Origin of the sequence: Streptomyces sp. NPDC020742, from assembly GCF_040641675.1 — a bacterium.
Classification (GTDB): domain Bacteria; phylum Actinomycetota; class Actinomycetes; order Streptomycetales; family Streptomycetaceae; genus Streptomyces.
In genome coordinates, this window is record NZ_JBFAEA010000001.1 from 742343 (window position 1) to 754300 (window position 11958).

The 11958-nt window shown below is 72.0% G+C and carries 7 protein-coding genes; 3 read left to right on the top strand and 4 right to left on the bottom strand.

Translation table 11 applies throughout. The features are described from left to right. Nucleotides 1–108: 108 nt before the first annotated feature. Nucleotides 109–2775 carry a SpoIIE family protein phosphatase gene (locus tag AB0G84_RS03230; protein ID WP_361315128.1) on the top strand — a complete coding sequence of 889 codons (2667 nt, stop codon included), beginning with the start codon at nucleotides 109–111 and terminating at the stop codon, nucleotides 2773–2775. A gap of 187 nt (nucleotides 2776–2962) precedes the next feature. On the opposite strand, the gene AB0G84_RS03235 is transcribed toward AB0G84_RS03230, so the two are convergent. From AB0G84_RS03235 to AB0G84_RS03250, 4 genes are all read right to left on the bottom strand, one after another. Further along, a complete protein-coding gene (locus tag AB0G84_RS03235; protein WP_361314664.1) occupies nucleotides 2963–3781 on the bottom strand; it encodes a succinate dehydrogenase/fumarate reductase iron-sulfur subunit in 819 nt (272 codons plus the stop codon). Beyond that, entirely contained in the window at nucleotides 3778–5736 is a 1959-nt protein-coding gene (locus tag AB0G84_RS03240) for a fumarate reductase/succinate dehydrogenase flavoprotein subunit (RefSeq protein WP_361314666.1), read from the bottom strand. The genes AB0G84_RS03235 and AB0G84_RS03240 overlap by 4 nt, the downstream gene beginning before the upstream one ends. A 35-nt stretch (nucleotides 5737–5771) precedes the next feature. After that, nucleotides 5772–6599, bottom strand: coding sequence for a hypothetical protein (locus AB0G84_RS03245; protein WP_361314669.1), 828 nt, complete (start codon nucleotides 6597–6599; stop codon nucleotides 5772–5774). An 87-nt stretch (nucleotides 6600–6686) separates the two neighbouring features. Further along, nucleotides 6687–6983 carry a hypothetical protein gene (locus AB0G84_RS03250; protein WP_361314672.1) on the bottom strand — a complete coding sequence of 99 codons (297 nt, stop codon included), beginning with the start codon at nucleotides 6981–6983 and terminating at the stop codon, nucleotides 6687–6689. Nucleotides 6984–7374: 391 nt separating this feature from the next. On the opposite strand from AB0G84_RS03250, the gene AB0G84_RS03255 reads away from it, so the two are divergent. Together AB0G84_RS03255 and typA are read left to right on the top strand one after the other, a co-directional pair. Beyond that, complete coding sequence (locus AB0G84_RS03255) at nucleotides 7375–9729, top strand: ABC transporter family substrate-binding protein (RefSeq protein ID WP_361314675.1); 2355 nt, start codon at nucleotides 7375–7377, stop codon at nucleotides 9727–9729. A gap of 199 nt (nucleotides 9730–9928) precedes the next feature. Further along, nucleotides 9929–11833, top strand: coding sequence for a translational GTPase TypA (typA, locus tag AB0G84_RS03260; protein ID WP_361314678.1), 1905 nt, complete (start codon nucleotides 9929–9931; stop codon nucleotides 11831–11833). Nucleotides 11834–11958: the final 125 nt, after the last annotated feature.

Below are 11958 nucleotides of genomic sequence, written 5' to 3' on the forward strand. Positions count from 1 at the left end.
ACTGTGCTGTGATCGTGAAGACCGTGTTCCGGATAGCCGAGGTGCTGGATACTCAGGTTGGTCCGGTCCGGGCACGATGAGCTGGAGGGGACGGGGCTCGTGAGCAAGATGTCATCCGGCGGGGCAGAACCCGCACAGGCCGATGGTCAGGGCGGTGTGGAGGGCCCCGGCGACCCAGGCGGCCATCCGCACGTGCGCGAGTTGCACGGTGCGCCGGTATGGCAGAGCAGCCGCCCCGGTTCGATCTACGACTACATCCGGGTGGCCTCCTTCTCGCTCGGCCCCGACGGGCGGATCGACCAGTGGAGCGAACGGGCCGAGCACCTGCTGGGCATCCCGGCCCGTTACGCCATCGGCAAGGACCCCATCGAGGCCTTCGTCCCCAGCGAGTTGCGCGAGACCGGGCGCCGCAAGGTGTCCGAGATACTCGACGGCCGGGAGTGGACCGGCCTGGTGCCCTACCGCAGGGAGGAGGGCGGGCCGGCCGACGGGCTCGCCGAGATCTATGTGATGCCCTCGCAGAACGAGGAGGGCGAGCGCGCCGCGGTCTGTGTGGTGGTCGATGTGCGCGCGCTGCGCGGCATCGAGACCGACCTCGCCGCCTCGCAGGCCGTTTTCGGCCAATCCCCCATGGGCTTCACCCTGTTCGGCACCAACCTCAAGCTGCTGCGGGTCAACGAGCGGTTCGCCACCGTCTTCGGCGGCCCGGCGAGCAAGTACCGCGGCCGCACGCCGCACGACTTCCTGCCCCGGCCCGAGGCCGAGCGGATGACCGCTGCGCTCGCCCGCGTCCTGGAGACCGGTGAGCCGGTCACCGAGATGCAGGTGGTCGGCCTGGCGCCCGGTGAGGAGGAGCGCCGCCGCTGGTCGGTGTCGCTCTACCGGCTGCACGGCGCCAGCGGCCGCCCCATCGGCGTCGCGGCGCTGGCCGCGGACGTCACCGGCCGCCGCCGGGCCGAGCGCGAGGCGGCCAACGCCCGCCGCAACCTGGCGCTGCTCAACGAGGCCGGCGCCCGGATAGGCAACTCCCTCGACCTGGAGACCACCGCCCGCACCCTGCTCGACGTCGCCGTACCGCAGTTCTGCGACCTGGCCTCGGTGGACCTCTACCAGGGCCTGCTGGCCGGCGACGAGGCCCCGCCCGGCATGAGCGACGGCAGCGCCGAGCTGCGCCGGGTCGCCTTCGCCAGCGCCGTCTCGGACGCCCCGTTCGGCGATGCGGCCGAGGGCGGCCCCGGTGGGCCGGTCGCGGTCGGCGCGGTCCACCGCTACCCCTTCAACTCCCCCTGTGCGGGCGCCCTGCGCACCGCCCAGGCGCAGATCGTCCCCGGCCGGGAGAGCGATGACGGGCCGGAGCTGGGCGCGGTGGTGCACTCCACCCTCGCCGTCCCGATGGTCGCCAGGGACACCGTCGTCGGGCTGGTGCAGTTCTCCCGTACCAAGGGCAGCGAGCCGTTCGGGGAACGCGACACCGCGCTCGCCGTCGAGCTGGCCGCGCGCGCCGCGGTCTGTATCGACAACGCCCGCCTCTACCGCCGGGAGCACGAGCGCGCCCTGATACTGCAGCGCAGCCTGCTGCCGCCCGGCGACCCGGAGGCGGCCGGCCTGGACATCGCCTGCCGCTACCTGCCCGGCACCACCGCCACCGAGGTCGGCGGTGACTGGTTCGATGTGATCGAACTCCCCGGACACCGCACGGCGTTGGTCGTCGGCGATGTGATGGGCCGCGGGCTGCGCGCCGCCGTGGCGATGGGCGAACTGCGCACCGCCGTACGGACCCTGGCCCTGCTGGACCTGGAGCCGGCCGAGGTGCTCTCCGCGCTGGACGAGATCGCCCGCGGGCTCGGTGGCAACGGCGACGGCCGGTCCACCGCCCGGGCCGCCCGCAGCCGGTCCGGCTCCGCCCGGGGCGCGCTGGAGCCCGGCCGTTCCGCCGCGGCCGCCGACCTCTCCGAGGTCTACCTCGCCACCTGCGTCTACGCCGTCTACGACCCGGTCACCCGGCGCGCCACCTTCGCCAACGCCGGGCATCTGCCGCCGGTGCTGGTCGAGGAAGGCGAGGACGCGCTGCTGCTCGACGTACCGCCGGGGATGCCGCTGGGCGTCGGCGGGGAGCCCTTCGAGGAGATCGAGGTCGAGCTGCCGGACGGGGCGCTGCTCGCGCTCTACACCGACGGCTTGGTGGAGTCCCGGGACCACCCCCTCGACGAGGGGCTGGAGGCGTTCCGCGCGGCCCTCTCGGACGCCGGGCGGACGCTGGAGGACGCCTGTGACCATGTGCTCGGCGCCCTGGACACCTCGCACGGCGAGGACGACATCGCCCTGCTGATGGCCCGGGTGCACGGCCTGCCCAAGGAGGCGGTGGGCGACTGGAGCCTGGCGCCCGAGCCCCGTTCGGTGGCCAGGGCCCGGGAGCTGGCCCGTGAACAGCTGCTGGACTGGGGCCTACAGGACCTGGTTGACACCACGGAGCTGCTGGTCAGCGAGCTGGTGACCAATGCGCTCCGGCACGGCCACGGCGAGATCCGGCTGCGACTGCTGCTGGACCGCACCCTGGTCTGCGAGGTCTGGGACGCCGACCTCGCCCAGCCGCGCCGCCGCCGTGCCCGCGACACCGACGAGGGCGGCCGGGGCCTGCAGCTGGTCGGCCTGCTGAGCCAGGGCTGGGGCAGCCGCCGTACCCCGCGCGGCAAGACCGTCTGGTTTGAACTCGCCCTGCCGGACGGGGAGTCGGCGGCGCCGGACCCGGCGGAGGCGCTGCTCAGCCTGTTCTGAGCACCGCCACGCCGGCAGCCGAGCCGGAGCCGCAGCGGCGGACGCCGCCGCACACGCGGTCGCGGGCCGCAGGAGACGGGTGTCGTACCCGTCTCCCGCGGCCCGCGCGCCGTCGCCCCGAGGCCGGGGCGCTCCTCCCTGATCCACGAAGAGCCAAAAGAAGCGCCCTACGTGGCCACCGGCCGGATCATTCGGTACGCCGCCGGATCTTGTTCCCGAGCCACACCAGCGGGTCGTACTTCCGGTCCGCGGCCCGCTCCTTGAGCGGGATCAGCGCATTGTCGGTGATCTTGATGTGCTCGGGGCAGACCTCCGTGCAGCACTTGGTGATGTTGCAGTAGCCCAGCCCGTGATCGTCCTGCGCGGTGGTCTTGCGGTCGATGCCGGAGTCCTCCGCCGCGTCCAGCGGGTGCATGTCCAGCTCGGCGATCCGCATCAGGAACCGCGGACCGGCGAACGCGGTCTTGTTCTCCTCGTGGTCCCGCACCACATGGCAGGTGTCCTGGCACAGGAAGCACTCGATGCACTTGCGGAACTCCTGGGAGCGGCCGACGTCCTCCTGCCGCATGCGGTACTCGCCCGGCCCCAGCTCCGGGGGCGGCACGAACGAGGGGATCTCCCGCGCCTTGGCGTAGTTGAAGGACACGTCCGTGACCAGGTCGCGGATGACCGGGAAGGTCCGCATCGGGGTGACCGTGATCGTCTCCGTACGGTCGAACACCGACATCCGCGTCATGCACATCAGCCGCGGCCGCCCGTTGATCTCCGCACTGCACGAACCGCACTTGCCCGCCTTGCAGTTCCAGCGGACGGCGAGGTCGGGCGCCTGGGTGGCCTGCAGCCGGTGGATGATGTCCAGCACCACCTCGCCCTCGTGCACCTCGACCGTGAAGTCCGCCAGGTCCCCGGTGTCCGCATCGCCCCGCCAGACCCGGAAGTGTGCCTGGTAGGCGCCGGACCGGCCGTTCCCGCCGGTCTCCTGCTGTGCTGTCTGTGCCTCGCTCACCGGCTCAGCTCCTCGTCCGTCAGATACTTCGCCAGCTCGTCCTTCTCGAACAGTTCCAGCAGGTCGGGGCGGATCGGCGGGGTCTCACGGCGGGAGAGCCGGATCTGCCCCAGTGCCGGGTCCCCGGCCCGGGCCTCGCCCTGCGGGTCGGCCAGCCGGCAGACCAGATTGATGTTGCGCCAGCTGCGGTCCATCGCCGGATGGTCGTCGCGGGTGTGCCCGCCCCGGCTCTCCTCGCGCTCCAGCGCCGCCCGCGCCACACACTCGCTGACCAGCAGCATGTTCCGCAGGTCGAGGGAGAGGTGCCAGCCCGGGTTGTACTGCCGGTGCCCCTCGACGCCGGCCCGCCGGGCCCGCACCCGCAGGTCGGACAGGCGCTTGAGCGCCTCGTACATCTCGCTCTCCCGGCGGATGATGCCCACCAGGTCGTTCATCGCCTGCTGGAGCTCCTGGTGCAGGGTGTACGGGTTCTCCGCCGGGCCCCGCTCGCGGACCGGGTCCCCGCCCGCCGCCGCGAAGTCCTCGGCGTTGAACGGGCGCAGCGCCTCCGCCTCCGCGGCCTCGACCTGCCGCGGGTCGGCCTGCGGCCGCTCGGTCAGTGACGCCGTGTACTCCGCGGCGTGCAGCCCCGCCCGGCGGCCGAAGACCAGCAGGTCGGACAGGGAGTTGCCGCCGAGGCGGTTGGAGCCGTGCATCCCGCCGGCCACCTCGCCGGCCGCGAACAGGCCCGGCACCCCGAGCGCCGCCGCGGTGTCCGGGTCCACCTCCACCCCGCCCATCACGTAGTGACAGGTCGGGCCGACCTCCATCGGCTCGGCGGTGATGTCCACGTCCGCCAGCTCCTTGAACTGGTGGTGCATGGAGGGCAGCCGGCGGGTGATCACCTCGGCCGGCATCCGGGTGGAGACGTCCAGGAAGACCCCGCCGTGCGGGGAGCCGCGGCCGGCTTTGACCTCGGCGTTGATGGCGCGGGCGACCTCGTCGCGGGGGAGCAGCTCGGGCGGGCGGCGGTTGCTGTCCGGGTCCTCGTACCAGCGGTCGCCCTCGTCCTCGGTCTCGGCGTACTTCTCCTTGAAGACGTCCGGGATGTAGTCGAACATGAAGCGCTTGCCGTCGCTGTTGCGCAGCACCCCGCCGTCGCCGCGTACGGACTCGGTGACCAGGATGCCCTTCACCGACGGCGGCCAGACCATCCCGGTGGGGTGGAACTGGACGAACTCCATGTTGATCAGCGACGCCCCGGCCAGCAGCGCCAGCGCGTGCCCGTCGCCGGTGTACTCCCAGGAGTTCGAGGTCACCTTGAAGGACTTGCCGATGCCGCCGGTGGCCAGCACCACGGCCGGCGCCTCCAGCACGAAGAACCGGCCGGACTCCCGCTCGTAACAGAAGGCGCCCGACACCCGGTCGCCGTCGGGGGACTTCAGGACCCGGGTGACGGTGCACTCCTGGAAGACCTTCAGCCGGGCGTCGTACGCGCCGAACTCCCGCTCGTCCTCCTGCTGCAGCGAGACGATCTTCTGCTGGAGGGTGCGGATCAGCTCCAGGCCGGTGCGGTCGCCGACGTGCGCCAGGCGCGGGTACTCATGGCCACCGAAGTTGCGCTGGGAGATCCGCCCGTCGGCGGTGCGGTCGAAGAGCGCGCCCCAGGTCTCCAGCTCCCACACCCGGTCCGGGGCCTCCCGGGCGTGCAGCTCGGCCATCCGCCAGTGGTTGAGGAACTTGCCGCCGCGCAGGGTGTCGCGGAAGTGGACCTGCCAGTTGTCGTGCTCGTTGGCGTTGCCCATGCTGGCCGCGATGCCGCCCTCGGCCATCACCGTATGGGCCTTGCCGAAGAGGGACTTGCAGATCACGGCCGTCCGCATGCCCGCCTCGCGGGCCTCGATGGCGGCGCGCAGACCCGCGCCGCCCGCGCCCACCACGACCACGTCCCATGCCTGCCGGTCCACATGCGCCATCGGGGGGCACACCTTTCCTGAAGTAGTAGCAGTCGTCAGAAGAAGCGGGGGTCCTCGATGGCCCCGCTGGCCAGCAGGAAGACATAGAAGTCCGCCACGGCCACGCTGATCAGCGAGGTCCATGCGAGCTGCATGTGCCGCGCGTTGAGCTTGCCGACCCAGCCCCACAGCCGGTAGCGCACCGGGTGCTTGGAGAAGTGCCGCAGCCGGCCGCCGACGATGTGCCGGCAGGAGTGGCAGGAGAGGGTGTACGCCCAGATCAGCACGATGTTGACGAGGAACACCAGGGTGCCCAGGCCCATGTGGCCCCAGGCGTAGTGCTCGTCGCGGAAGGTGAGCGCGGTGTCGTAGGTCAGCACGCCGGCGACCAGCACCGCGAAGTAGAAGAAGTAGCGGTGGACGTTCTGCAGGATCAGCGGGAAGCGGGTCTCACCGGTGTACTTCTTGTGCGGCTCGGCGACCGCGCAGGCCGGCGGCGACGCCCAGAAGCCGCGGTAGTAGGCCTTGCGGTAGTAGTAGCAGGTCAGCCGGAAGCCCAGCGGGAAGATCAGGATCAGCAGCGCGGGGGACAGGCCCCACCAGCTGCCGAAGAGCTCCCAGTTGGGCCCGCCGCGCATGGTGTGGCAGTTCTCCGCCAGGCACGGCGAGTAGAACGGCGAGACATAGGGCGCGTGGTAGTAGTCGGCGTTCGCGAACGCCCGCCAGGTCGAGTAGACGATGAAGGCGAGCAGGCCGGCCGCGGTGATGGCCGGCGCCAGCCACCAGCGGTCGGTGCGCAGGTGGCGGGCGGGGATGGTGGCGCGCGAGGCGGTGTGCACGCCGGTCGCGTCCGGACGTGAGGAGGGTTCGGTGCCAGTGGCCAACGTCGGTCTCCGTGAAGGGCGCTCCGTCGGGCGGCGGACGGGGCGGGACGGGATGAGGGGCGGACGGCGGGGCTCGGCCCGCCGTCGTCAGGGGGCGTGCCCGCGCGAGCCCAGGCCCTCGTCCTCGGCACCGGCCCACAGCGTGGCGTCGTAAGGGGCATCGGAGATCGTCACCAGCTGGTCGGCGGCGGCGCTCGGGCGGGCGGGCGCCCAGGCCGCGGCCCCCTGCTTCAGCAGTGCGAGGCTCTCGCGCAGGTGGTCGGTGTCGCTGCGCACCCGACGGATGTCCAGGCCGGCGCCGAGCCGTGCCTCCAGCCTGCCCACCGACCGGACCAGGTCGTCCAGGCTGCGCTCCACCGCCGTCAGTTCATCCTGAAATGACATGTCACGTGCCCTCACTTCTGAAGGTGTGGCGGGCGATCTCATGCGCCCGAGAGTGTCGCGCGTCACAGTAGGGGTTGGGAAGGGGGCCCGCGCGATTACGACTCGAACCGGTGCGTTTCGGCAACTCCGGGCGACGACGGGCTCGAACGTCGGTGCGGGAAGTGTGCGATGCCTGTCCGGACGACACCCCCGAAAGGGGCTCTGGGTGCCCCGTATTGGGCCGGGCGGGTGGCCTTCGGGGCGCCTCCGCCGTGTCGGACCGCCCGATGCCGATCGGTCGCCTTCAGTAGGGGCCCATAGATGTGATGAGCCGCAAAGTCGGCCGAACGTGGTGCGCCGGAGAGGGACCGGCCAAGCGGCGCGACGCGGGCGAGCCCCGGAGGTAACAGTCATGACCGACCACGACAACCCCGCCCCCGCGGCCCGCAGACGCCGCATCGCCGCGCTGGTCGCGGCGGGGGTGCTGCTCCCGCTGCCGGCCCTGGCCGGCTGTAGCGGCGAGGGCCAGGAGACGTCCTCCTCGGCGTCCCAGGACATCGCCCCGGCACCCCGCGGCGAACTCAAGAACGGCGGCACCCTGCGCTGGGCGGTGGACACCGTGCCCGGCACCCTCAACGCCTTCCAGGCCGACGCCGACGCGACCACCACCCGGATCACCGGCGCGGTGCTGCCCAGCATGTTCACCGTCGACGCCAACGGCACACCGCAGCGCAACGCCGACTACCTCGACGCCGCGGAGATCAGCGCCCGCGAGCCGAAGCAGGTCGTCACGTACAAGATCAACCCCAAGGCGCGGTGGAGCGACGGCAAGCCGATCACCGCCGCGGACTTCCTCGCCCAGTGGACCGCGCTGCGCGGCAAGGACAACGCGTTCTGGACCGCCCGCAACGCCGGCTACGACCGGATCTCCAAGGTCGCGCAGGGCGCCAACAGCCGCGAGGTCAAGGTCACTTTCGCCCGGCCCTACGCCGACTGGCAGTCGCTGTTCACCCCGCTCTACCCCAGGGGCGTGATGGGCAATGCCGATGCCTTCAACGACGGCGCCCGCGAGGAGCTGAAGGTCAGCGCGGGCCCCTTCCGCGTGCAGAAGCGCGACGCCGCGGCGGGGCAGGTCGTCCTCGTACGGAACCCGGCGTGGTGGGGTGCGCCCGCCAGGCTCCGCAAGGTCGTGCTGGAGTCGCTGCCCGGGGAGAAGCGGGCCGCGGCGCTGGCCGCCGGGACCGTCGATGTCGCCGCGGTGGACCAGGCCACGGCCAAGCGGGTCGACCCCGGCGGCATCGGCTCCGGCAACGCCGGCGCCCCGGCCGGGCGCGCCGGAGCCCCGGCGCGGTCCGCGCTGAGCGGCTACGCGCTCCACAAGGCCCTGGAGCCGGCCTACACCCAGCTCGCCCTCAACGGCAGCAGCGGCCCGCTGGCCGACGACCGGGTGCGCCGGGCGGTGGCCAGCGCCCTCGACCGGCAGGCCCTGGCCGACACCGTCCTCAAGCCGCTCGGCCTGCCCTCCAAGCCGCTCGGCAGCCATCTGCTGATGGCCGGGCAGCCTGGCTACGAGGACCACAGCGAGGCGGTCGGCGAGCAGGACGCCGACGCGGCCAAGGCGCTGCTGGCCGACGCCGGCTGGAAGTCCGACGGCTCCGGTCAGCAGGCCGACGGGCACGCCGGGGCCCGGGTCGGCAGCTTTGACGGCGACTACGGGTACGAGGAGGACGGCGAGGACGACTACCAGGACCGCTTCGGCGCCGGCTCCGGCGACCGGTGGACCGACGGCGAGGGCGACGGCAGCTACGACGGCCGCAACCCGGGCCGCCCGGTCCCCGCCCACGCCGGCGCGCCCGCCAAGGGCGACCAGGAGGAGGGCGTCCGGCCGGCCGCCGCCGAGGCCCCGCTCTCCTTCACCGGCGCGGTCGGCTCCGAGGTCCAGCAGTCCGCCCTGCTGCGGCAGAGCGCCGCGTTCTACAAGGACGCGGCCGCCCGGGCCAAGGACGCCGCGCACGGCGACAAGGAGTCCTCGGCGTACGCGCGGTACAAGCGGTACAAGAAGCGCGCCGCGCAGGCCCTCGGCGCCGCCGAGGCCATCGAGACCGGGCAGGCCCACGACCTGCCGGGCTCCGGCGGCCACCCGGGCGCCGGGCACACCGCGGCCCGGGGCTCCCGCGGCACCGTGGGGCTGCCCGGCGGCCGGGCGCCGGCCGGCGACAAGGCCGTCCACGCCGCCGTGAAGAAGAACGGCAAGCCGCTGACCCTGCGCTTCGTGCTCCCCGATGGTGCGGCGTCCGAGCAGCTGCGCACGGTGGGCCGGCGGATCGCCGCCATGCTCGCCAAGATCGGTGTGCAGACCTCCGTCCAGCGGGTCTCCGACGCCAGCTACTTCCGGGACCACATCGCCTCCGGCGATTACGACCTGGCGCTGTACTCCTGGCCCGGCACCGCCTACCCGGCGACCGACGCCCGCCCGATCTACGCCAAGCCGCAGCCCGCGCCGGACGGCTCGCTGACCGTCGAGCAGAACTACACCCGGGTGGGCACCGACCACATCGACCAGCTCTTCGACCAGGCCGCCTCCGAGCTGGACGAGGACTCCGCGCGCTCCCTGATGCAGCAGGCCGACGCCCGGATCTGGGCGGCGGCCGGATCCATCCCGCTCTACCAGCGACCCGAGCTGGTGGCGACCAAGAAGTCGCTGGCCAACGTCGGCGCCTTCGGCTTCGCCACCCCCCGCTTCCAGGACATCGGCTACAAGAAGTAGCCGCCGTCGGAACCGCGGGTGCGGGCAAGACCAACAAAGAGTAAGAAGCCGCAGGTCAGCGGTGCTTCATACGGGCTGGGGCGGCCTTTGTCGCCCCAGCCCCGTACCATGGGGTGCGGCCGTGGCGTCATCATGCCCGGCGGGCGCGCGTACCGGACCGTACGCGCCGCCATCCACGATTCCGGGAGAAGCACCGCCAGTGCCCACGCGCCACGACATCCGTAACGTAGCCATCGTCGCCCACGTCGACCACGGCAAGACGACCCTCGTCGACGCCATGCTCAAGCAGGCCGGCGCCTTCGCCGAGCACGCCGCCGAGAAGCTCGACGACCGGATGATGGACTCCAACGACCTGGAGCGTGAGAAGGGCATCACGATCCTCGCCAAGAACACGGCGGTGAAGTATCACCCCAAGGACGGCGGGGACCCGATCACGATCAACATCATCGACACCCCCGGCCACGCCGACTTCGGTGGCGAGGTCGAGCGCGGTCTGTCGATGGTCGACGCGGTCGTGCTGCTGGTCGACGCCTCCGAGGGTCCGCTGCCGCAGACCCGCTTCGTGCTCCGCAAGGCCCTCGCCGCCCGGATGCCGGTCATCCTGTGCATCAACAAGACCGACCGCCCCGACTCCCGGATCGACGAGGTCGTCAACGAGACCTACGACCTGTTCCTGGACCTGGACGCCGACGAGGACCAGATCGAGTTCCCGATCGTCTACGCCTGCGCCCGGGACGGCGTCGCCTCGCTGACCAAGCCGGCCGACGGCACGGTCCCGGACGACAGCACCAACCTGGAGCCGTTCTTCACCACGCTCCTGGAGCACGTCCCGGCCCCCGAGTTCGACGAGAGCGCCCCCCTCCAGGCGCACGTCACCAACCTCGACGCGGACAACTTCCTCGGCCGTATCGCGCTGCTCCGCGTCGAGCAGGGCGAGCTGCGCAAGGGCCAGAACGTCGCCTGGATCAAGCGCGACGGCAGCATCTCCAACGTCCGCATCACCGAGCTGATGATGACCGAGGCGCTCACCCGCAAGCCCGCCGAGGTGGCCGGCCCGGGCGACATCTGCGCGGTCGCCGGTATCCCCGACATCATGATCGGCGAGACCCTGGCCGACCCGGAGAACCCGATCGCGCTGCCGCTGATCACGGTCGACGAGCCGGCGATCTCCATGACCATCGGTACCAACACCTCGCCGCTGGTCGGCCGCGGTGGCACCGGCAAGGGCGCGGACGCCAAGGCCGCGGTCAAGGACCGCAAGGTCACCGCCCGCCAGGTCAAGGACCGCCTGGAGCGCGAGCTGATCGGTAACGTCTCGCTGCGCGTGCTGGAGACCGAGCGCCCCGACGCCTGGGAGGTGCAGGGCCGCGGTGAGCTGGCGCTGGCCATCCTGGTCGAGCAGATGCGCCGTGAGGGCTTCGAGATGACCATCGGCAAGCCGCAGGTGGTCACCAAGCAGGTCGACGGCAAGACGTACGAGCCCGTCGAGCGGATGACCATCGACGTGCCCGAGGAGCACATGGGCGCCGTCACCCAGCTGATGGGTGTCCGCAAGGGCCGGATGGACAACATGTCCAACCATGGCTCCGGCTGGGTCCGCATGGAGTTCGTCGTCCCGTCCCGCGGCCTGATCGGCTTCCGTACGGAGTTCCTGACCAACACCCGCGGCACCGGTATCGCGCACTCCATCCACGAGGGTCACGAGCCGTGGTTCGGTCAGCTCACCACCCGTAACAACGGCTCCCTGGTGGCCGACCGCGCCGGTGCCGTCACTGCCTTCGCGATGACCAACCTCCAGGAGCGCGGTGTGCTCTTCACCGACCCGGGCACCGAGGTGTACGAGGGCATGATCGTCGGCGAGAACTCCCGCGCCGACGACATGGACGTCAACATCACCAAGGAGAAGAAGCTCACCAACATGCGCTCCTCCTCGGCCGACTCGTTCGAGGCGATCGTGCCGCCGCGCAAGCTGTCGCTGGAGCAGTCCCTGGAGTTCTGCCGCGACGACGAGTGCGTCGAGGTGACCCCGGAGGCCGTGCGCATCCGCAAGGTCGTCCTGGACCAGAAGGAGCGCGGCCGCACCGCCTCCCGCGCCAAGCGCTAAGGCGCCTTCCCGGCCGGGCGCGCCCCGGCCGGTGACGTCAGGGGACCCCTCTCCCGCCGAGAGGGGTCCCCTTCGTCGTGCGCGGGGGCGACCGCCGGCCACCGCCCTGGCCTCCGTTCGCGCAG

Coding starts and splice junctions, on each gene's coding strand:
- AB0G84_RS03230 (WP_361315128.1), top strand. CDS start 109: ATGTCATCCGGCGGGGCAGAACCCGCACAGGCCGATGGTCAGGGCGGT.
- AB0G84_RS03240 (WP_361314666.1), bottom strand. CDS start 5,736: ATGGCGCATGTGGACCGGCAGGCATGGGACGTGGTCGTGGTGGGCGCG.
- AB0G84_RS03250 (WP_361314672.1), bottom strand. CDS start 6,983: ATGTCATTTCAGGATGAACTGACGGCGGTGGAGCGCAGCCTGGACGAC.
- AB0G84_RS03255 (WP_361314675.1), top strand. CDS start 7,375: ATGACCGACCACGACAACCCCGCCCCCGCGGCCCGCAGACGCCGCATC.